The 24,109-nt window shown below is 47.1% G+C and carries 13 protein-coding genes; 4 read left to right on the forward strand and 9 right to left on the reverse strand.

The window, feature by feature from the left end:
• Positions 1 to 247: 247 nt before the first annotated feature.
• From ACJJIS_RS12340 to ACJJIS_RS12380, 9 genes are all read right to left on the reverse strand, one after another.
• Positions 248 to 1,222, reverse strand: a complete 975-nt coding sequence (locus ACJJIS_RS12340; RefSeq protein WP_475708237.1) for a DJ-1/PfpI family protein — start codon at positions 1,220 to 1,222, stop codon at positions 248 to 250.
• Positions 1,223 to 1,536: 314 nt separating this feature from the next.
• Positions 1,537 to 1,821, reverse strand: coding sequence for a hypothetical protein (locus tag ACJJIS_RS12345; protein ID WP_475708238.1), 285 nt, complete (start codon positions 1,819 to 1,821; stop codon positions 1,537 to 1,539).
• Entirely contained in the window at positions 1,822 to 6,645 is a 4,824-nt protein-coding gene (locus tag ACJJIS_RS12350) for a DUF1308 domain-containing protein (protein WP_475708239.1), read from the reverse strand.
• A gap of 363 nt (positions 6,646 to 7,008) precedes the next feature.
• On the reverse strand, positions 7,009 to 8,961 hold the full coding sequence (locus ACJJIS_RS12355) for a hypothetical protein (protein ID WP_475708240.1): 1,953 nt from the start codon (positions 8,959 to 8,961) through the stop codon (positions 7,009 to 7,011).
• Between the two features lie 617 nt (positions 8,962 to 9,578).
• A complete protein-coding gene (locus ACJJIS_RS12360) occupies positions 9,579 to 10,805 on the reverse strand; it encodes a phytanoyl-CoA dioxygenase family protein (protein ID WP_445358569.1) in 1,227 nt (408 codons plus the stop codon).
• 36 nt (positions 10,806 to 10,841) lie between these two features.
• Complete coding sequence (locus ACJJIS_RS12365) at positions 10,842 to 12,068, reverse strand: phytanoyl-CoA dioxygenase family protein (protein ID WP_444959627.1); 1,227 nt, start codon at positions 12,066 to 12,068, stop codon at positions 10,842 to 10,844.
• Positions 12,069 to 12,135: 67 nt separating this feature from the next.
• The gene (locus tag ACJJIS_RS12370) at positions 12,136 to 14,142 is read right to left on the reverse strand and encodes an alkyl/aryl-sulfatase (RefSeq protein ID WP_444932900.1); all 2,007 of its coding nucleotides are present in this window, start codon (positions 14,140 to 14,142) and stop codon (positions 12,136 to 12,138) included.
• A 175-nt stretch (positions 14,143 to 14,317) separates the two neighbouring features.
• Positions 14,318 to 15,472: an acyl-CoA dehydrogenase family protein gene (locus ACJJIS_RS12375; protein ID WP_413665396.1), complete on the reverse strand. Its 1,155-nt coding sequence runs from the start codon at positions 15,470 to 15,472 to the stop codon at positions 14,318 to 14,320.
• A 254-nt stretch (positions 15,473 to 15,726) separates the two neighbouring features.
• Positions 15,727 to 16,236, reverse strand: a complete 510-nt coding sequence (locus ACJJIS_RS12380) for an Lrp/AsnC ligand binding domain-containing protein (protein ID WP_108732847.1) — start codon at positions 16,234 to 16,236, stop codon at positions 15,727 to 15,729.
• A 141-nt stretch (positions 16,237 to 16,377) separates the two neighbouring features.
• Here ACJJIS_RS12380 and putA point away from each other — a divergent pair, with 141 nt between their 5' ends.
• The 4 genes from putA (at position 16,378) to ACJJIS_RS12400 (ending at position 24,103) form a co-directional block, all read left to right on the forward strand.
• Positions 16,378 to 19,524 (forward strand): bifunctional proline dehydrogenase/L-glutamate gamma-semialdehyde dehydrogenase PutA, encoded by a 3,147-nt coding sequence (gene putA / locus ACJJIS_RS12385; protein ID WP_475708241.1) that lies wholly within the window; start codon positions 16,378 to 16,380, stop codon positions 19,522 to 19,524.
• A gap of 254 nt (positions 19,525 to 19,778) precedes the next feature.
• Complete coding sequence (locus tag ACJJIS_RS12390; protein ID WP_475708242.1) at positions 19,779 to 20,168, forward strand: hypothetical protein; 390 nt, start codon at positions 19,779 to 19,781, stop codon at positions 20,166 to 20,168.
• Positions 20,169 to 20,724: 556 nt separating this feature from the next.
• The gene (locus tag ACJJIS_RS12395) at positions 20,725 to 22,704 is read left to right on the forward strand and encodes an alkyl/aryl-sulfatase (RefSeq protein WP_444932897.1); all 1,980 of its coding nucleotides are present in this window, start codon (positions 20,725 to 20,727) and stop codon (positions 22,702 to 22,704) included.
• A 715-nt stretch (positions 22,705 to 23,419) separates the two neighbouring features.
• The gene (locus ACJJIS_RS12400; protein ID WP_444913475.1) at positions 23,420 to 24,103 is read left to right on the forward strand and encodes a hypothetical protein; all 684 of its coding nucleotides are present in this window, start codon (positions 23,420 to 23,422) and stop codon (positions 24,101 to 24,103) included.
• Positions 24,104 to 24,109 lie beyond the last annotated feature (6 nt).

A 24,109-nucleotide genomic window follows, 5' to 3' on the forward strand; every position in this document is an offset into this window, starting at 1 on the left:
CGGAATGAAGAACCTTCCCAATGTAATTCAAAAATGACGATGTGGCGGTGCAAACGGTATGTTCAATCTGAAGACCAGAAAGCAAATACTTTTCCTATATTCTAGGTTTTATCGTCTCCACCTTTACCTTTATAGATTTCGCCTAGCACACGACAACCAGATATCGCCCGCGCTACAACTGCACAAAACAAACCTTAAAGTGGGAATTGAGTACAAAACCCGCACACCTTTAATGAAAGCTACCAAATTATGACGCTTGATCTAATATGCTTAACTTAAGTACCCAAGGATTGATATCAGAGGGAGCAACAAAGTCAACTTGCAATACAGTACGATCATCAGAAAACTGATACACCCATTTATTGTCAATAGACTTACCCTGCCCCTTACTCCACTCAGGATTTTCTTTCATTTGCTCACTTAACCAGGCTTTTACAGTTTCCACATTACCGGAAAGCTGAAACGCAGTGTACCATTCTTCCAGGCTACCATAGCTATACTCCTTAGAAACAAACTGAATTGACTCAGGCAAGTCACCAAGGTTTGGCATGATTTTATCCGCCATCATCCCCCGGATATAGCCCCCCTCTGGCACCCACAGGTACTCAATCTTCGCTGCAACACTTTTGGCTTTTTCAATCGTATCAACCTTACTTACCAGATATAAAGCGCCGTCTATACCAGATGAAAGGCCAGCTGTAGTAATAAACTTGCCGTTATCAACAAACTTTTTATTCTTTACCAATTCAACATCTGAGAAGTTCTTCTCGAAAGAACCAAATGCTCCGCGAATGGTGGTTGCTTTCTTACCATCCAGAAGCCCAGTATTTGCCAGGATAAAGGCACCGTTACATACCGATAGAACGTACTGAGCCTGTTTGGACTGCTCTTTAATCCACTGTAATACTTCCGGACTCTCCATTGCTTCATTAATACTGCCCCCAGGGATAATTACAGCATCAAATTGATTGTCCTGATCGAAGCTGGTATCTGGAGCCACTTTAAGCCCCATGGCTGAAGTAATGGTTCCACCATCTTCCGAAACCGTTGTTAAACGATAATTGGCTTGCCCAAAAACTTCATAGGGCCCGGCATAATCAATAGTTTGTGCACCATCGTACAATAATATTCCAATATGAAAGGCATCTTTAGATGTGGAGTGGGCCCAGACCATATTGCTAAACAGTAGCGAACATAGGCCAGCCCAGATTAAGGACCGCATGGCTATTTCCTTTTTATTTTAGGCAAGTAGAGATATATGCTTTAGCGTTTATTGGATATCACACGTTAAGCGCAAACATATAATCAAGGTATCTATTGGGGATACAGCTGGAAGTGTAAGCTAGTGAATTTGATCACGAATGACATAAAGTCGACAAATTCAGACATCGATAATTGAATGTAAAAGATTCATGTCTCAATGATAGTTTTTGAGATAAATATGAGAGTTTTAAACACTCTCTATAAATGCTAGATTATAATACTACTTAACTGACGCAAACACCTGGACTCTTGCATTAATTACAATCAACTCTTTCACTCTTCTTCTAGCCATTCATTATATCCGCAACCCTCCAACTTATGTAACACTTTACTTATATCTTGATGAGAATAATCTGCGCACCGCGCCTTATACACATCATTCATCACTTCTGATAGATTTTTTTCCGAACAATAAGAAATACAATCTGCAAGATTTCTATCTGACATTTCTTCACTCAAAATTTTGATTAAAATCAAATAAGAAACTTCGTCTATACCTTTAGGAAAGGCGCACTGAATTAGCCGAACGGTAGTAACCAAATGCTGAGGTATACTCACTCAATCCCCCTTAAGTGGTACTGGATCATGAACAATTGCATCAAAATCAACCTTTTGATAAGAGGCTCCACTTAGAAACTTCTTATCTGCCGTCAATGTAATGGCCCTCCTTTTATCTCCCGTTCCAAAGATAACAATATCATTTTCACCAACCTTTTTACTAGGGATCAATTTTTTCGCTCTTTCAGATGGATCATCCTCTACTACTTTGACTTTTTCAAGAAATCGCTTAGCTCTAGCTTTTTCTTTTTCTCCAGCCACGCCAGAGACTATATTCTCAAATTCGGCCTTGGCCATTTTAGTCATTATCATTTTTTTATCTTTTACAATTGACTTAAGATAACCCCTCTGGGACGACCCTTCAGAAATAAATGCTATTGCACTACCTGTATCAATATTTATTTCCTTACAGTCAAGCCCAAATGGGTCAACCCACGTTACTGGATTTGGTACGTACTGATAGTTATTGACTCCCCCCAAAAGCCCCACCGGATCCTGCTGGGTAAACTCCCCAACACCCGGATCATAGTACCTAAACCGGTTGTAATGCAGCCCAGTTTCTTCATCAAAATACTGCCCCTGGAAACGGATCGGCTGCTCTATCTGATTTTCATAGGCTAAGGCGATATTGCCATAGCTCTTGTAAGTAACACTCCATACCATTTCACCAGCATGGTTGGTAAGGGTATCTGGGGTACCAAGGTGGTCCAGGTGATAGTAGTAGACCTCTTCTTTATCTAGATTACTTTCTTTTAGAGCAACCGGTTTAAAGGTGCCCGGTTCGAAGTAGTAGGTACGGGCGCTGAGGTCCTGTTTGGTTTGATTATCGGTATTAGTTTCCTTTAGAAGAGTGTCGCCATCCCAAAGGAAATCATTTTTCTCTTTGTTTACAGCCTTACTAATACGGCGACCCAGCGGGTCGTACTGGTAGTGGATATCTTGTTGAAGGTGTTCTACACCCTCTTCCACCTTTAGTTTCTCTACACGCACCAGCTGCTGGCGACTGTTGTAGTGATAACGCGTCTGCAGTTTTTGTCCTTTACCACGCAGTTCAGCAATCCGATTACCATGAATATCGTAGCGATAGTGAGTATCACCGCGAAAAGCGAGACGATTGCCTTTTACCTGGGTAGCGCTGGCTTGCTGTTTGGCTTCGTCTTTTGAGTTGGCAGCGGCAAGGATATTGTGCGCAGGGTCGTGTACAAAATACTCTGGGTTGGGGCCCTCTACCTGGGTAAGGCGGTCCAGGGCATCGTAGTGGTAGCTGTGATTACCGCGCAGGCTGTCTTCAATTTTGGCTATCTGACCAGCTTTGTTGTACTGGTAGCCACGCTCAAGGACTGGGTTTGTGTCTGAAGTGGGATCGGACACTGGTTTCTGATTTAAATTACTTGTTTTGCCCAGTCTGAGTTTCTGCAGGCGGCCTTGGGGATCGTAGTCTCTCTGGCTTTCCAGCCCATTGCCGTGTTGACGAAGGCCTTCCCTACCTTGTTCATCATGGCTGACACGGGTGATTAACTCATCAGTATCACTACCTAAAGGGCGACGGTGCAGGCTTTGGAATTGTCCGGCAGGGTTAAAAGTAAACTTAAGTACTTCTCCATCGGGCAAGGTCGTGGCAATACGATTACCTGCTGCATCGTATCGGTGGCTAAGCTTTTCTTTGCCCTGCCAGTCGCCGGTAACTCGGCCATTGGCATCGTATTCCCAACGCAATTTGCGGTGGGCATTTTCCGCCTCTATCAATTGCCCACTGCGATTGTAGCGGAAATTGGTATTGCCGTCCGGGGTGACCTCTTCCAACAAGCGGCCAAAGGGATCGCGCTCGAAGATAGTATCGATACCTTTACCGCTGTCCGTATCGGTCACGGCTCTGGAGCTTACCAAGTGGCCGGCACGGTTGTAGGCATAGCGGGTAACGCGGCCGTCGAAGCCTACTTCTTCAATCAGGCGTTCGTTGAAATCGTATTTTAGCTGGTAGCGCTCGCCGTTTTCATTGGTGAGCCCGATTAGGTTACGCTCGCCGTCATAGTGATATTCCAGGCAGCTGCCATCCGGGTTGGTGCGGGTCTTTACCTGGCTGAGGCCATCGTAGGCATAGCAGGTACTGCGGCCTTCAGAGTCAATGACTTCGGTAAGTAATCCATGGGGGTTGTAGCTGTACTGTGTGCGGGCACCGTCTGGAGTGGTCACCGCATGGATACGATCCTGAGCGTCGTATTCATAGCGGGTCAGCTGGCCGGGGGCGTGTTGCACTTCTTCCAGTCGGCGAGCACTGTCGTACCGGTAGTGCTGGGCACGGCCCATAGGGTCTTTTACTGCGGCGAGCTTGCCTTCGGGGTTCCACAGATAACGCGTGGTATTGCCGAGAGGATCGGTAACACTGCCGATCAAACCAACAGGGTTATAGCCGTATTGGGTCTTGTTACCGAGGGGATCTTTGCTGGCCACGATCTGGCCATTTTCGTTGTACTCCCTTTGCCAGTTATTACCAGCGGGGTCGGTAACTTTTGCGGGCAGGCCTTCAGCATTGTATTCGATACGATGGTTATTGCCGGCGGCATCGCTCTTTTGTATCAGGCGGCCCTGGTCATCGTACTGGTAAATTTCCTCACGAAGGCTGCCATCGTCGCTGGGCAGTTCTACCCGAGTAACCTGCCCCAGGTTGTTGTAGCTGTAGAGAGTCTCTGCACCTTCGGGATCGCGGTGATAGATCGGCAGGGCCCGGTCGTTAAAGCGGTAGCGCTCTTTGCCACCACGGGTATCAGTAACAGTAACGCCCTTACCATCATCGTCCCAGTCAAACTGGTAATTGTAAGTCGCCTGACCATCGATTGAGTCACCCCACTGTCTCACACAGCGGGCGGAGGGGCCTTCGACATCCCACTCAAAATGGAAACGGTAGCCAGTTTTTAAGGTGCGCTGCTTAATTACATGGTGATGGTATTGGTACTGTTCACTGTAACCATCGGCGTCGGTGGCTTTAACCAGGTCGCCAACATCGCTGTACTCATAGCTTGCGAGTAATTTAATGTGGCCGTCGCGAGTTTCCTTCTTAAGCTCACCGATACGCAGGCTGTTCGGCTGCCCTTGCGGAGGGCTGATATGCAGGGCTTCACCGAGGCTGCTCTCAATGCATATTAAACGTTCACCGATATAGTGAAACAGGTAGTAATTGCCATAACCATCACGTATTTCCGCAAGCTTAAGTCCTCCTGTTACACCGGTTGCCTTAAAGTGTTTTTGCACGCCATTGGGAGCCCCGTAAGGGGTAATAATCCAATGATCGCCGGCGACACGAGTAAGTGTTAATTGCTCAACAACATTGTGGCTGCGGTCACTATCCCCCGGAGAGGGAAAACTAATTATCCGACCCTCAGCGTCCATAAACTGTACGCTTTTATTGGTCGCCGGTATTAGTCTCTCTCCCAGGGTGTGAGTCCAACCATGACCCAAACCGAAATCTTTGGGATTACTACTGCGGTAAGTGCGCTCAAAAACAAGGGGGAGTGGTCCGTCTAATAGCGTATCAACTAAGGTCAAACGCTCTTCCCCGGTTTTTAAGTTTATGGGATCACCGCCTTCAATAGCACAACTATTATTAGGAACTTCCTTCCCAGTATGGTTTGTGCCGGTTATGGTCCCAGCTTTATCAGGCTGGTCAGAGATTGTATTCTGAGAACTCTGCGAACCCTGGCTGCTTTCAGAACCCGCTTCAGAATTATCGTTGACTGTTCCTTTACCGCTTTGCGACGCTCCTGTACTTGATGTTTGCCCGCCGGAGGAAGATGGTACTACAACTTCAGAAGAACTCAGATCAGAGAAGCTCGCCTTATTACCCTCAGCATTTCCTGCGCGTTTATGGAAAAATACATTGCGACGCTTTTTGATTTTGGCAAATTCCAGCATTAGGTTACTAACGCCCTGAAGAGACCTCAGTAAGCCTGCATTATCTTTGGAAATCTCGACAGCGTTGGAATCGCTCACGGATGCCACCATGGCGAATGTTAAGATAATCTCAAAAAGGCCATTTTCTGGTAGGGCAACCTCGGATGCGTATAGAGCTTTTAAGTAATCGCGGAAGAAACGTAAACTTGTTTCACGTATCCTCGCATCCTGGTATAAAGTTTCAGCTACTTCAAAGGCTAACTCTAAGTGCTGCTGGGTAACTTTATTGGCATCGAAACCAAGCGCATCTACTAGGGATCTGCTAGAAGTCGGTATAGATTTTTCATCTTGCTTTTCAATGCTCTTTTCATACAGCAGATAGTTCTTAGCGGTGCACCCCTGCGCCATCAAAGGGCGAATAGAACTCACCAAAGTCTCTACTTCAGATAAATCTTTACGCCATATTGCTAGCCCTCCGGTAAAGTCACTCTGATCAGTAGATTCATTGTTCGATAACCTTGAATTAACTCGCCCTAGGTCAACAATATACTGAAGGCCTGTATCGACTTTAGGAATCAATTGGGACTGCTTGTCGGCTAGCACCGCATCAGCAAATGGAGCCTCTTCGATTACCAAGCGGTTTTGAACTAACTCCTTATAAATAGCTCTCTCAACCCAGGAGTAGCTTGAAGGAACATCTAAATGGAATGAGGCTGATAAATCACCCCACCTATCAGGCTGCTTGCCTGGTTGAAGAGGATCTGAACAACTCCCTCCCATACCCAGGAAGTAATCGTAAATTTCTTGAAGAGCTGAAACACTGAACATTTCCAGGGTTTGCTCAGCACTAGTTGGCAGTGAGTATCCGGAGCTAAAACCGCCCCCTCTTCGAGCCAGGTAAACAATTCCATATGTATTCTCAACAAATAGCTGCATAGCTCACTCTTTATTGATTACGAACCAGCCATGCAACATTCCTTCGCTGCCAGCTCAAAGCAAAATAAAGTCCACTAAAATACTCTGTCATTTCCAATTTCAGTCTTCGCAACTCAGGGAGTCGCAACTTCTGTCACCGCTGTAAACGAAAAGTATTTTTCGGAACGGGAAAGCCGCGCGATTATACTGAGGTAAAATTGGGAAATGGATTACACAGGAGCACAATAAAAAATGATGCACCCTATTGTAATGGCACGTATATATGAGTTACGGAAACAACTTAAAGGGAGGGAGATAAATACCACAGATGCAGAGGTATAATTTAATTTGGGGCAAGCCTAAGCTTACCCCAAATCAGCACAATTAATTTACACTGTCAGAATGATAAACTATTGCCTGCCAAACATTTTGTTGGCCACCTATATAATTATCCAGGGTAGGATTCTTAATATAGCTCCAGGCAACCTTACCATTACCCAAGTACATAGGCTCATCCAAACCACCCCAACCGTAGTCAGTCAGTTTTACCGGCCCCTCAAGTACATTTAAGTCTGCATCAATTTCCATTACATAGTAGGCTTTTGGCACCAGCATACGCATGGCATCACCACTCTTATTGTAACTGCGATTGTACGGGAGGTTATCGGAGATACATTGGAACTGTGCGTAACCAAATAAGTAACGGCCATTTTTCAGATCAACCAACTGAGGATCACTAATTTGGCAATCGGAATCCGTTGCCAGCCACTCAATACCATTGCCTTCAATACTGCCTTCCCCATCAACTTTTGCAATACCTACACGTGTCAGGGAAGTAGTATCCAAGGCATCTCCAGAGTAGAGACCCTGCCTCGAAATTACGGGATATTCACCACTGTCGATATATGAGAAGAAGCAATTGCGAATGCCGCTATCAGCACATTGCTCATCGAAGGGTCCATCGCCACTAATATCGATGCCCAGCTCGTCCTGTAAGAACATATCCATGTTCGCATCTTCAATGTACTTCGGAGATACAATAACTGAGAGATTTGTATCGGCATCAACCGGGACAACCGTATGGCCACCACCGTTGGATATCATTGCACTTGTCGAGGGCACTAAATGATTATAGGTGCCTTCATAAACAGAAGATCCACTGTCCTCCATTTTAATGGCGATCGCATTCAGGCCCGGGGATGGATAATATTTATTTCCGTCGCTGGTACACAGAGCCCCGTACATCTCATTCCCCGGGTTGTAAAAGGCTCGAATATTCAGAACGTGGCCATGGCCACACGCCCAGTACCAACCCCGGTGATCATCTCCAGAGAAGGACATTGACCAGTCATCCCGATTGATAACTGTCAGCCCTGCCGAATAATGCGAACCGCTAACAAGAACACGAGCTGTCACGGAAAACGCATAACTTGTGCGCCCCTGGCTATCAGCCTCTACGTACAATAGCTCTTGAGCTCCTAAATGAGTCCCGCCGTGCATTTTATTGACAACATAGGCATCTGGAGTTTCAGTTATAGGCTTGTTATCCCACTCCATTAGCCAGATCTGGTCATTATACTTCTTCTCATTATCGGTGCCTGCAACACTGTCAAGATTGTCTTCAATCTTCATCCAGGTTGTACCGTACTCTTCTACCAGATCTTTTTCGATATCATATCGCTCACTGGCCTTATATTCGGTATTGCATAAAACAGCTACCCTGGAGCAATCCGAACTGGCCGTAATACCATGTGACTCATAGCATTGATTCAGAATGGTGGCGTTACCCGTCTGCTCGAAGCTCATGCTATCTGGGTTATATTGAAGCTCGTAAACGGACCCATAGGTTGTATCAGAGGCACTATTCCCCTCTGACAAAGTTGTGGATACATACATTTTTGGCTGGGCAGTATCCGTAGCACAGGAGGCCGTATAGCTACGGATAGGAATATCAATATTTTCCTCATCCTGCTCACTGTCCGTACGGCCAATATAGTGGGCCAGCTGGTAAACTTCCTGAGCATTTACCATTGCGTTAGGCAAAGTGATATCTGTAGCGGTAATTGTTGCAAACCCGAGTTCAGCTGTTGACACATCTCCAACGGTTACAGTCGATGGGTCATTATCAGGCAATGAGGAGTCATCCCCGCTATCATCTGACCCGCTATCACCTGTTCCACTTCCTCCATCTTGATTACCCCCACTATTATCATCTCCGCCATCGCTCACAGGTGGTGAATCGGAGTCAGAATCCGACGAACCTCCCCCTCCACCACAAGCTGCAAGTGCCGCGGTTAGTGCAATTACCAATAATTTCTGCCCGAATAACTTTTCCATAATCGCCTTAAGTGCCGTGTTTTTTATTTTGGTGTTAGGTACTGTCCAAAATATAAGTTCCGGACAGTCATGAAATGCAAAAGTGGGCGAAATTTTAGCGGAAACGAAATTTAATTCTGTGCGTAACTTAAAAAAATATGAACACAATAAGGAAGCTTAAAAATGAGACATTCAACACCGACAGGACCCTAAATAAGGCGTACAAACTCCAGGCATCGAAAGATAAAAAGATAAAAAGATAAAAAGATAAAAAGATAAAAAGATAAAAAGATAAAAAGATAAAAAGATAAAAAGATAAAAAGATATTAAATAGGGCAGTATCCAACACTAACCTAATGATAGGATAGAAAAGCAAATAAAAAACCAAACTAACACACAAATATAGTCAAAAACTCCGCCACCTGAATTCAGCCTCTCTCCTATCATAGATAGGTCAAACACATCAACTACACCTGAAGAAGAGGCTGGTTTTTCAAAGTATTTCAGCCAGAAAACTTATACAGCAAAGTAACAAGTGAGGATTTCCAACTGCAGACCGCATATAACTCTACAACACAATATAAAGAGCAAACTACAAGAGACCAAGTAAGACGCTCTCTTTTAAAGGTACATAAAGGTTAATCTTTCAATATCTTGTTGTAGCCAAAAGAATCCTTACCATAAACTTGAAAGCTACCTACCTCTGGAAGTTCATACTCCACCATTCCCTCCGCTGTTGAGTATACATCCTTACCTCCCGGTGCGACCCGTACATGATTTGCCGTACATCTTCCCACAAAGGAAAACCGAGAATTACTACTACATGTATTTGGATATGATGCATGCATATTTAGAGATGAAAACACAATGCACTCACCCGGCTTCATCTCCATATCTTTAACTTTGAACTTATCAAAGAAATCCTCTCCTAAGAGCTTCGCTGCCGTAAGAAAGACAAATATACTCTTAGTGAAAATCCGACCAAACAAAACCACCTTAAAAACATCAAAAAAATATCGGAATGAAAAAGGAAGCAAAGAAATATAAAATAACTTATTATCTTGTATAAAGCTGTATAGAAAATCCATTCTTGCATCACTAAACGACCCCGGCAAAAATCTCAAACAGCCATTTTCAATAGTAGATTCTGATAGAGCGACCCAAGCAGTAAGCTGTATCACTGCGGGATCAGTATCTTTTGTAGGCTGCAGTTTCGCATATTTACCAGTCTCCCTAAAAGTCGCATTTTGGTGCCATATAGTGCCGCTAGCACCAGGAAATTTATCGAAAAACTGTGATCGCCAACACATCACCTCATCACCCAATAGACTGGCAAGCTTGTGCGATAATTTTGGATTCCTCAACAGCTCCCTAAAAGACTTCATTCTAAGAGCCTGGTAAAGTCCAGCACTTTCAATTACCCATTGTCCATGCCGCTTTTCTATCTCTCTTACTTTACTGCCAACATAGCTTACCCCTTGAAAGTCTTCAGCAAATGCGTCTTCAGCCTCTTTACGTAAACTTGCTGCCTGATCTTCAGAAACCAACTGAAATGGTGGCAAATAACCATTTTTTTCAAAGTAACAAATTTGCTCTTCTGTTAGGAAATCATCCTTACCACCATCCCTTGAGACATTTTTTCTCGGAATAGTCACCGTCATATTTCTAAGCTTATCCAGCTCATCAAACATCTGCTTCTTTTTCGAACCACGCCATGGGAGGATTAATAGCTTATAAAGCAAAACAACAGTGATCATTATTAGAACTTGAAAGGCTTGCACTTTGGAGATCGCAAAATCTGCAGCATCCCCCATAGAACCAAATCCCTTCAGCATCTCCGAAAAAGTACTTTTTCCAGTCTCCATAAAACTTAACCTCATTCAAGTAATGACTACCCCCCACTAGTTTCGCATTACTTTGTTGTACCCATACGAATCACCACCATATATCTGAAATGAACTAACCTCTGGCAACTCAAACTCAACCATGCCTTCAGCACTAGGAAATCTATCTTTACCAGAAGGGGAAACCTTTACATGAGTTGTGGTACACCTCCCAAGAAAGGAGAACCGGCAGTCAATTTTTGTTATGTTCGGGTAAGATGCATGCATATTTAAGGCAGAAAAAATAAGACATTCTCCCGCCTTCATTTCAACATCAAGAACCTCGAAATTTTCAAAAAAATCCTCCCCTAAAATCTCCACAGCTGTGAAAAACACCAAGGCACTCTTTGCAAATATAGAGCCATAGAAGCCGATTTTTGCCATAAAGTATAAATGAGGAAGTGAAAGCGGAAGCTGCGACAGATAGAAGAATCTATTGGTTTGCATATATTCATATAGGTAACTAATTCTCGCATCCGAAAACGATCCAGGAAGTAAAAGTAAGCAGCCATTTTCACGAGCAGCATCAGTTAGAGCCACCCACGCATTCAGCTGAACTATCGCTGGGTCTGCATCTAACGCTGGTTGAAGCTTGGCATATTTACCTGTCTCACGGAAAGTTGCATTTTGATGCCAGACAGTGGGGCCAGTTCCCGGCATCTTATGGAAAAATTGACTTCGCCAACAAATAACTTCGTTGCCAAGTAGACTAGCTAAACGGTGCGATATTTTAGGCTTTCTTAGAAGCTCTCGAAATGAAGGGGGACTTAGTGCCTGATAGGCTCCAGCATCTTCTATCGGCCAGTCCCCATGCCTAATTCCGATATCACGAACCTTATCCCCGAGAAAACTAATTCCATGGAAACTTTTATCATATTCATCAAGGGCAAGCCCCTTCAGCTTGACAGCCTCACCCTCTGAAACAACAGAAAATGGGACCAAAAAGCCATTTTTTTTGAAGAAATCCAATTCACCCTGTTTAAGGAAGTTGCTCTCCCCCTCCTCATTTATTTCATCAGGCTGTGGGAGTCTAAGAGGCAAGTTCTTCAGGGCATCCAGATCTGAAAAGAATTTCCTTTTCTTCCGCACTTTCCATGGGGTAATCAAGAGGCGATAGATAACAAAACCTATGATTGCCAAATATATATGTAACCTCTGAAACCAAGAAATAGTGAAATCGGCACTATCCTCCAAAGTACCTATCCCTTTCAACATCTCAGATAGAGTACTTCCCTTATTTGCCATTCACTTCACCCTATTCCTATGGATCAATACTTTTTCGCAATCCGCTTACTTCTGAGTCAACCCGATCTTAGAAATCCTTTGGCACCATCTTATCCATCGGTTCAGGCGTAACCAGGTTCCACCAGAAATCAAACCGGTCCATTAAAGAAAGTAATATCTTCAACTCTCCCGCATCGCCCTCAATTTTGATTTTCCCATCCTCCATCTTCTCCTGGATAGATGCACTACCCAAGATGATATCATTGAGATCTGAGCGGTTTATCTGCACACTGCTTCCTGGATTCTCAACTGGGGGGCCATAGTTCAACACCGCATTCTCAAGCACAAGCGCATACTTTTCTTTTACGTCCGGCATATTGATATTGATGGAGAGCTTTTTGCCAGTTGCCTTTGGGCCGTTGAGTCGAATTCCCAGATAATCAAAAATCAAACCAGCCGGCATACTGCGAATAGTGTCCGGGCTCGCAGTCAGAGGGACAGGGTATCTCTGGATACCATCCCGCAACTCCCTGGCACCACTTAAGAAAAAATTTCTCCAGGTGCCATTCTCCTGCTGATAACCCAATTGCTCTAACGCATCTGCCAATAGGTCTCTTGCTGCACGATTATTAGGCTCTGCGGAAACCAATTTATCGAGCACCTCCGCAACCCAGCGGTACTCTCCTGCCTCATAGTCTTTCTTTGCTTGCTTGATAATATTGGCGGCCCCGCCCATATACTCGACGTACTTTATTCCCGCGGCCGTCGGTGGCATTGGATACAGGCGAGCGGGATTGCCATCAAAAAACCCTAAATAATAATTCCATACCGCACGGGTATCGTGATTTACACTGCCGTAATAGCCGCGATTGGCCCAATATTGTGAGAGCTCTGGAGGCAACTCCATCAGCTCAGCCGTTTGAACCATGTTGTACCCGTGATTGGCTAATCGTAGGGTTTGATCGTTGAGGTACTTGTATAGGTCTCGCTGCTTTTTCAGATGATTCACCACATTCTCTGGTCCCCAGGTTGGCCAATGATGGGGTGCAAACAGAACTTCGGCTTTTCCACCCCAGCGCTGCACGGTTTCATTGAGGTAGCGAGACCAGTCACGAGCATTTCGGACCTTTGCTCCCCGCAAGGTGTAAAGGTTATGTAAGGTGTGGGTTGCATTCTCAGCAGCGGTTACGGCTTTGAGTTGAGGAATATAGAAGTGCATTTCTGCCGGCGCTTCAGAGCCCGGCGCCAAGAGAAACTCAAAGATAAGTCCATCCAGTTCCAAAGTTTGCCCGGTCTCAACAATGGAGTCTGTCGGTTCTATCAGTGTGATGGTGCCAGTGGAGGTTTCAAGACCGAGGCCAGACCCTAAGGTACCTTTGGGATCTTTAGGGATCAGGTTCCCGTACATAAAACTGGCACGACGCGCCATATGATTTCCTGCAAAGACATTTTCACTAACAGCTTCAATCAGGAAATCTTGCGGGGCTATTACCTTAACCTTGCCTGATTTTACATCTTCTTCGTCGATAACACCGCGAACACCCCCATAGTGGTCAACGTGACTGTGGGTGTAGATCACAGCAACGACAGGCTTGTTTCCGCGATGCTGCCGATAGAGGTTCAACGCTGCTTCAGCCGTCTCGGCAGAAATCAGCGGGTCCATAACAATGACCCCGGTATCGCCCTCAATAAAAGTTATATTGGAGAGGTCCGCACTGCGAACCTGGTAGATTCGCGGTATCACCTCATAGAGACCTCCCTCCGAAATTAATTGCAGTTGCCTCCACAGACTGGGGTTGGCACTGTCAGGAGCCTCTTTATCGCGAGCAAATTGAAATTGCTCCAAGTTCCATACCGTATCGCCTTTGCTGTTTTTAATAACACCATTATTTGGTAGAGGAGCAATAAACCCCCGCTTTACATCCTCAAAGTCCTTCCGATTTGCAAAGGGGAGCTCTTTCAGTACAGCCTGGTTTGATTTCATTGTGACGACACTGGCGGGATTGGGTTCTTGCGCCATGACACTTACGATCGTTAGCGAACAGGCAAGGAATACTAGGAACAGCGAAAACAGCGGCAGCTTGTTAACGTTCATCAGTTGTTTCCTTTCCATGATTCGCAAAGTGATGCGGCAGAGCCCCTTGTAGAGGATAGGTAGGAAACTATTAAGCGGGCGGGTATTTATGCCGGTATCAGAAGAATATCTGACAAATTTAGGGGAAAGAAACAAAAAAGCCGGCGAAGAGCGCCGGCTTTTTTGTCATTAAATATTATCTGACATCCAGCAAATGCCTGGCAATAATCAGGCGCTGGATCTCACTGGTACCTTCGTAGATTGTAGTGATTCTCACATCCCGACTCATACGTTCGAGTGGATATTCACGGGTATAGCCCACACCACCGTGCATTTGCAGAGCTAAATAACATGCCTCGTTAGCCTTCTCACTGGCGAACAGTTTGCCCATTGAAGCGGCAGGGCCAAACGGCATTCCGGCATCTTTCTGCCAAGCGGCTTGCAGCAATAGGAGTCGCGCACCTTCCATCTCAGTATATTTATCGGCGAGCTGCCATTGCAGCCCTTGGAATTCCGCCAGTTTTTTACCAAACTGCTCCCGCTCATGCAGATAGGCCCGGGCGCAATCCAGAGCTTCAAAGCCGATACCCAGCGCCAGGGAGCCAATACCGATTCGACCTCCTGCGAGTTCACCTGCAGCAATGCGAAAGCCGCGATTTTCTTCACCCAAAAGATGGGAGGCAGGAATACGACAATTGTCGAAAGAAACCTCATTGGTAACAGAGGCTTTCTGTCCCATTTTTTCTTCGGCCTTGCCAATCACCAGGCCAGGTGTGCCGGCTTCAACCAGGAAGCAGGAAATACCTTTGCCTTTAGGCGCGGAAGAATCTGTCACTGCCCAAACAACAAAAATACCGGCAAATTCGGCGCTACTAATAAAGAGCTTACTGCCATTAAGAACGTATTCATCACCCTGCTTTTCCGCGCGGGTGCGCATAGAGGCCGCATCCGAACCGGAACCGGGCTCGGTGAGACAGAAAGAACCCGCGGGGTATTCTCCACTACAGATTTTGGGGAGGTATTTTTGGCGCTGCTCTTCCGAACCTACCGCCTGAATAACCTCTGCCACCATATTGGTTACGGACGTGGTCGTTGCAACAGAGGCACAGCCCCGCGCCAGCTCGGCAATCGCCAGGGAGAATGCGACAGTACCAGCACCAGTACCGCCGTAATTGGGATCAATATTGATTCCCATAAAGCCCAGCTCTGCCAATTGCTTGAGCTTCTCCAACAAGAGCTCTCTATTACCGGTCTTGTCGAGTTCGGCAGCAATGGGTTTCAGTTCACTGTCAGCAAATTGCTTTGCCGCATCCTGAATCATCTGCTGTTCTTCGCTCAGTGAAAAATCCATACAGTACCTACTTATAGTTATTACGGACAAATCACACGGCACCCACCTTGGTACCGCATCGCTATGCCGAGCATAATAAAAACCGCGCCGACAATGGTTGCCAATTCCATCTGTTCATCCATGAAATCAGCAATCAATCCCTATGATTGAGGCCTGAGGAGAGAATTCAGATTCCTACCCAGGTTCATAAAAAAGCCAACCAGCAAAATCGCTACAGTTCTTTCACTCCGCACAGGATATTTGACTGCGCTCAATTAGCGCCGCGAACCTTTCACACTGGGTTCTGGGTCCGGTACCGCTACAGCGGTATCAGTCTTCACTTCCTCCATCACCACATAGGTGTGGGTTTCCCGTACTCCCGGTACGGATGCCAGCTTTTCACCGAGGAAGCGACGATAACCCAGCATATCCTTAATACGAATTTTCACCAGGTAATCAAAACCACCGGCAACCATATGGCACTCCTGGACCTCCTCCAGTCCAGCCACATGCTCATTAAAGGCTTCCAAAGCCTCAGTTGCAGTATTGTTCAGGGTCACCTGGATATAGACCACCAGGCCCGCATGAACTTTGAGCGGGTCGAGTAGCGCTACATAGTCGCGAATAAATCCTTCCCTTTCGAGCCGCTTGACTCGCTCCAGGCAAGGGGTGGGACTAAGGTTAACCCGGCGCGCCAATTCCACATTCGGCAAGCGGCCGTGACGTTGCAGAATTCGCAGTATTTGGCGATCAATACGATCAAGATCTTCCAACTGTCGAGACATTACAAAATACCCTACTGGTAATCACGCAATTAGGCGTGATATTTAACCACAACTCGCAACATTATGGCGATTAATTCTAACGATTTTCGCACATAATCCGGTTTTTTATTCTGACCCTAGATATAGAGCTTGGGAGACGATATGTCGACAAACTTCGCCGGAGACCTCCAGAATGCCCGAGACCGGGCACGCGAGTATTTGCACGCCGACGAAAACCTCTGCGTGAGCGAGCTGCTGGCTGCGCCACGCCCCAGCGACGAGATGCGCAAGAAAATTCTGAACACCTCGCGCGCACTGGTTCATCATTCGCGACAGCAGCGCAGCAAGCGCGGAACGCTGGACGCTTTCCTTCAGCAATTCGGCCTTTCCAATAAGGAAGGGGTTGCATTGATGTGTCTGGCGGAGTCCCTGCTCCGGGTACCAGACGCCGATACTGCCGACAAACTAATCGCCGAGAAAGTGCATTCCGGCAACTGGTCCAGCCATCGTGGCCAGTCCGACTCCCTGTTTGTGAACGCCTCAACCTGGGGCCTGATGCTCACCGGCAGCGTGGTGGAGCTAGACCCAGATATCACCGAGCGTCCCTCCCACTGGATGAAACGCCTGGTTAGCCGTATCGGCGAGCCCATGGTGCGCACCTCCATGATGCAGGCCATGAAAATTATGGGTGGCCAGTACGTGCTCGGCCGCACCATCAAGGAAGCCCTGAAACGCGGCCCCAAAGAAAACCTCCCGGGCACCCGCTTTTCCTTCGACATGCTGGGCGAAGGCGCCCGCACAATGGCCGACGCCCACCGCTACTTCGATGCCTATATGATGGCTATCGAAGAGATCGGCAAAGACAACACCCAGCGGGATGTGGTTGAGGCCAACGGTATTTCCATCAAGCTTTCCGCCCTGCACCCCCGCTACAGTGTGCTGCAGCGGGATCGCGTAATGGACGAATTGCTGCCCCAGGTGAAGCGTCTTTGTGTCGCCGCAGCCCAATACGATATGGGCCTGAATATCGATGCAGAAGAGGCAGACCGCCTGGATATCTCGCTGGATATCTTCGAGGCCCTCGCCCGCGACCCCGAAATTAAAGACTGGCAAGGATTGGGCTTTGTACTCCAGGCCTACCAAAAGCGCGCCCCCCACGTCGCCGACTGGCTGATTGCCCTGGGCCGCGATACCGGCCGCAAACTGATGGTGCGCCTGGTTAAAGGCGCTTACTGGGATAGTGAAATCAAACACTCCCAGCAGATGGGCCTGCCGGACTACCCGGTGTACACGCGCAAATGCCACACCGATCTGTCATATCAGGTCTGTGCGAAAAAACTGTTGGAAGCTGGCGATGCAATCTATCCACAATTTGCCACCCACAACGCCTACACCGTCGGGCTGATTCTTGAGTTGGCTAATGGCCGCACCGACTTTGAATTCCAGCGCCTGCACGGCATGGGCCACTTGCTGTACGCACAAATTGAAGCGGTACACGGCAAGCGTGTACCCGTACGCGTCTACGCACCCGTAGGGGCACATCGTGACTTACTGCCCTACTTGGTTCGCCGCCTGCTGGAAAACGGAGCTAATAGCTCCTTTGTTAACCGCTTTATGGACGAGGCAACGCCGGTTGAAGCCCTGGTCCAGGACACCCTGGAACAAAGCGAAGCCTGCAACCCCTACCGTCACCCGCAAATTCCTGTCCCGGAGAATATTTATATGGGCGCAGAAGCCCTGCCACGGAAAAACTCACACGGCATCGAACTGACTGATCCACTCTCCGTTGATCCCCTGCTGAAAGAGCTTGAGCAGCAACGCGAAAAGCATTTCCTCGGTGGCCCTATCGTCAACGGCACCATGGGCGAAGCGGAAGAACCGGTTTTCAACCCGGCAACCGGCGAAAAAGTTGGACACACCGCGAATACTGATAAACACCTGATTGAGCAGGCCTATGCCTCCGCCACTGAAGCGCAGATCGACTGGGATCGCCAGGGTGGAAAACACCGCGCGGATATTCTCGATAGAATTGCTGATCTCTACGAAGATAAAGCCAATGAACTGGCTGCAATTATTTGCATTGAAGCGGGCCGCACCCTAAATGATGGCATTAGTGAAGTGCGCGAAGCTATCGACTTCTGCCGCTACTACGCCAACGGCGCACGCCAGCATTTCAGTGAACCCACCGAACTACCCGGCCCTACCGGTGAACAAAATCAGCTGTATTTGAGTGGCCGTGGCACCTTCGTGTGCATCAGCCCTTGGAACTTCCCCCTGGCAATCTTTACCGGCCAGGTAGTTGCCGCACTTGCCGCCGGTAATGCCGTACTGGCCAAACCCGCAGAGCAAACCCCCATCATCGCTGCACACGCCGTGCGCTTGATGCTCGATGCCGGCGTGCCGCCAAAAGTACTGCACTTGATCACAGGTACCGGCGCTGCAGTGGGCAAACTGCTGATCGAAGATCCCCGCCTGGGCGGTGTAGCCTTCACCGGCTCCACCGAAACCGCACGCCTGATCAACCAGCAGCTGGCAGCGAAAGAAGGTCCGATTGTACCGCTGATCGCCGAAACCGGCGGTCAGAATGTCATGGTCGTAGACTCCACTGCCCTGCCCGAGCAGGTGGTAGACGATGTGATTCAATCCGCCTTCCTCAGTGCCGGTCAGCGCTGTTCCGCTCTGCGTATCCTGTGTGTACAGGATGTTATCGCCGATAACCTGCTGAATATGCTGAAAGGCGCGTGTGAAGAACTGACCCTCGGCGATCCCGGTAAACTGGATACCGATATCGGTCCGGTTATCGACGAAAAAGCCCTCGGCATGCTGGAATCCCACCGCGAGCGCATGGCGAAAGAAGCCAAGCCGCTATTTGCATTTGAGGAAGCGAAGAAGCCCAGCAAAGGCACCTTCTTCGGCCCGCAGGTAGTAGAAATTGAAGATTTCTCCGTGCTCAAGCGCGAGACTTTCGGACCTTTCCTACATGTAGTTCGCTTCAAGGCAGACGAGCTGGAAGACGTAATCCGCCGCATTAATGCCACCGGCTACGGCCTTACCTTCGGACTGCACTCCCGCATCGAAGGCCGCGCCCACGCGGTATTCAAGCGTATCAACGTCGGCAACTGCTATGTAAACCGCGATATGGTTGGTGCAGTAGTAGGTGTTAACCCCTTCGGCGGCCACGGCCTATCCGGCACCGGCCCCAAAGCCGGTGGCCCGCACTACCTATTCCGCTTCGCCAGCGAAAAAACCAAAACTATTAACACTGTTGCCACCGGCGGTAACACTGCACTGTTTACATTGGGGCAATAAGCTCCCATAAAACAACGAGAGAGCGGGCTTTTAGCCCGCTTTTTTGTGGAGAAACATTTCGCTAACCACCCACAAAGTACCAACTCCAAGCTTCCCTTCCCCGTAAATTTCTCAGCCCCTGTAAAATAATCGGATGAATCAAAGCAATTACTTCAATTTCAACCGCAGCCTTTTGCAGCAACAAGCCATGTATTTTCTTTAACAGCCCCACATAAGGTATAGTTGGCCAACTCTATAAAAATAGAATGGATTCAATGAAAAATACAATAGCTGGAATAATAATAGGCTTAGTCGCCGGATACTTAGGCCCATTAATTACAGAATATTCTGCAGCCATCGCTATACCCGAAGCTTTCAGAGCACTCCTTTCAGATGGAGGGGCTGTCCTTTGGGAAATTTTTGTTGTCCATTTACTAGGATATGGACTAATTGTTTTCACACTCATTTTCTTAGCATCTAGGCTGATAAAACTGCATCCATGGGCAACTGCAGCAATTGCCATTATTGCCTGCGAAGCCACTCTGTATTTTTTCCACACCAGTGAATACACACTTTACCTGCCTCATATCGTAGCTCTGGCATTTTGCGCATTCTTAAGCGCAACGCTCTCTAGAAAGAGCGTAAATATATCACCTGCCGCTTAATTACCTCTCGAGTTAAGATTAATAGAAGTTAAAGAATTTTTGATCGGCGACCTGTTCAAATTCCAGCCAGATGGTGTCTTATTTTTAAAATAGAATTTGATAAATAAGACACCCTGTTTTGAATGGCTAGCTTGGTACTAGCACCAACAGAAAAAAGCTAAAAATAAACTTACCTTTACGACCATCTACTATCATAGAAACCTTCCTAAACCTGTTAAATATAAAATCCCTAAGGGCATATAAAAACAGACCAGATTAAACTATCAGCTACGACAATCCAGCGTCTTCGATTCAGGAACCACAAACTCTTCACACATCACAATGCCGACAATCGTGACTGTATTGGTAGAAAATACAAAGCCCAATGACAAAACTGGTTAACCAGTGGGTAACATGAAACTGCTTCCCTTGCAGAAAGACTTTTACGCCGCCAAAGGGACAATTCTTGTCTTGACGCGCCACCGCAGGTGGGAGAAGCTAAGGCCACTCTGGGCAATAAAAACCCTGTCCCAGTATAAAAATGAAGTTTCATGTACACCGATTTTGGGGAGTCTCAATGCGCTCGCTGATACTGATGTGGTTGCTGTCCTTCTTTTTGATTGCCTGTGGTAGTGAACCGAAAACTCACACAGAAAATTTAAATACCGAGATCAAACCCGCCTCCAAGGCAACTATTTCCCACAATAGATCCCTGGCAAAACAACTCCCCTTCGGCGATGAAACTGATTTTCTGCTGGCTAAACGAGGCTTTATTGAATCTATTCCCGGCGCCCAAGTGAAAAATACCGAAGGTCGGGAAGTCTATGGGCTATCCCAGATGCAATTTTTACAAGGTACCCCTCCTGATACCGTCAACCCCAGCCTTTGGCGTCAGGCCCAGCTCAACGTCCTGAATAACGGCCTGTTCAAAGTGGTAGATGGTATCTATCAGGTGCGCTCGCTGGATCTGGCCAATATGACTCTGGTGCAGGGAGAAAACGGCTGGATTGTTATCGACCCTCTCACTTCTGCGGAGACTGCAGCCGCAGCACTTGCACTGGCCAACAAGGCACTAGGAGAGCAACCGGTAAGTGCAGTTATCTTTACCCATAGCCACGCAGACCATTTCGCCGGAATAACTGGAGTTCTAACTAAAGAACAGCTCGCGAGCGGTTCTATCGACATTATTGCACCAGAGGGTTTTGCTGAGGAGGCGATTAGCGAGAATGTGCGCACCGGAAACGTGATGCAACGCCGTGCGTTATACCAATTTGGAAATTTACTGCCCTCCAGTCCGGAGGGTTTTGTCTCTTCCGGCTTAGGCAACCGAGTATCAGATGGTGAGCACGGAATAGCTACGCCAACAATAGAGATTACTGAAACCGGTGCAGAGATGACAGTTGATGGAGTGGACATCGTCTTCATTAACACGCCCGGGGCCGAAGCACCCGCAGAGATTGTGTTTTTCTTCCCTCAATTTAACGCACTCTGCATGAGTGAGATCGCCAACCATACACTGCATAATATTTACACTCTGCGTGGTGCGAAAACCCGCGATGCCAAGGCCTGGAGTCGCTATATTGAGTACGCCATGGAGAAATTTGGCGATAAGACCGAGGTGGTTTTCAGCAGCCACCACTGGCCCACCTGGGGCAAAGATGAAGCAATGGATTACCTGGCTAAGCAGAGGGATCTTTATAAGTACATCCACGACCAAACCCTGCGCCTAGCTAACCACGGTTACGATATGGTCGAAGTCGCAGAGCGCCTTGAGCTGCCCGAGAACCTCTCTCAGGCTTGGGCCAATCGAGGATACTACGGCACTGTCAATGTTGGAGCCAAGGCAGTTTACAATCGCTATCTGGGTTATTTCGATGGCAACCCAGCAAACCTCCACCCTATTCCTCAGGAAGAAGCTGCAGAGCACTACATCGACTACATGGGCGGGGGAGAAGCCATTATGGCTCGGGCCCGACAGGATTTTGCCCAGGGCAATTATCGCTGGGTAGCCATGGTGCTAAAGCACTTGGTTTTCGCTGAACCTGAGAACGAGCAAGCCCGTTATCTATTGGCTGATAGCTTGGAGCAACTCGGCTACCAGGCAGAATCTGGTATCTGGCGCAACTTTTATCTCTCCGGAGCCAAGGAATTACGCCATGGTATTGAATACCGTGAAGAAATACTGCCCGATGAAGAAATAGTAGCACGAGTCCCTCTCCAGCTGCTTTTCGACGCGATGGCGGTGCGCCTTAATGGTGAGAAAGCGGCAGATGCAGATATCCGCTTAAATATCGATATGACTGACACTGGAGAAAAGTACTTAGTCGTAGTACAAAATGGGGTGCTGCACGGCTACCCAGGCCGACACAGTAGCGAGCCCTCTGCCAGCCTCGCTCTGAACAGTACCGACTTACGTATGATGTTTAGCGGGTTAGTAGGCGCCCCTACTCTAATCAAAGATGGTAGACTCAAGGTGAGCGGAAATCCTTTGGCACTAATAAAATTTGGGCGGTTATTTGATAAATTTGATCGTAATTTTAGCCTTGTAACACCTTGAAGAAGTTAAGCGCCCAGCGTGTAAAATTCTAACTAACCACAAACTGTAATACGCCTGATAACAGCAGATATCTGACCCATACCAACCCAAACAATACAGAGCCTTTTGGGCTCTGTATGTTTACAAGGCTAAATTCTCCCTACCCAAGAAAGTCATACTACCGATTGATAGAATGTGCCCCGCATAGCACGTGAACCCATCTGCCAAACTAACTACCCATTCGTCTATTTCAAACCTGCATCAGCATTCAATAACTGTTCAACCAAATTGAAAATCATGACACACAGAATGCAAAGTTCTGCAGGAAACTTCTTAGATAGATTAATTTACAAGAGCCTCTAAAACAGCCTCTGCAGTGATTAAGATAATCTCGGCACATAATAAGATTACTCACCACCCCACCTCACTCCGCCCTAAAAGCCAACCTGCTATAAACCACGAATAAAACCTATAACCGCAGAATCACAACCTAAGCCAACCATATATTAAATCCAACTTAAAAACCCTCAATTTACTCACAATAGAAATAGACAACACGCACAAATCAAACCTATTACTATTTATTGATATTACGCACCAAACAACAAATACGTAATAGTTCTTCTAGCCGTCAACATCGAAAATTACAAAACCTTACAACGGCTTGATTGGCTCACATAAAATATTTACTGTCCACACCGCATTATTAAATCGTATTGGACAATGGAAATGGACAATGGAAGATATAATGGAACTTTCGGTAGCAACAAAGATTGCTGCAACAGATACGACAGCCAGGGACTTTAAGTCTTATCGATCATTTCGCACCAAAATCCTTGCAGCAACAAGGATTGAAGATGGTCTTGCGGTAGATTCAAAATACTACGATGAGTTGCTAACTTCCTCCGGGGCATTAAATGTCTGGTCGTTGTATATGCTTCAATCACTTGAATGCATGATTGAAGCGTCTCAGGTTGCACTTGAATCTCTTGATCAACTCAAGGATAGTCTTTCAGAAATTCTAAGGCTTGATGCGGATTCACTTTTAATACAGATACGCGCCAATACAGAGGTCGATGAAACATTGGCGACAGCGCTTAAAGAAGGTTTAAAAAAGTATGGCACTACGGAGAAATGGCTCTTAACTCTTCGACAAGCACTTTTAAGCAGAATAGAAATTAGCGAAGAAGGAAAGCGCCTAGTTGAGGCTATTCAGGAAGGTCGACCACCGGAAAGACCACAGCTGTTTCCCGTCTTAACCTACCTTCACGACGACTCTCTTGCTTTAATTTTTTGTTTGCTTGGCGGCCTCACAATGAAGGCAATCTGCGTTGTTACTCTACTAATTGCCCTCGCACCGCACAGCCCTAGCGAACCACCGCCGCCCCCTCCACCACCACCGCCACCCCCTGAGGACTAACAAAAT

The organism is Microbulbifer maximicatervae (SeqCode) (assembly GCF_056231245.1).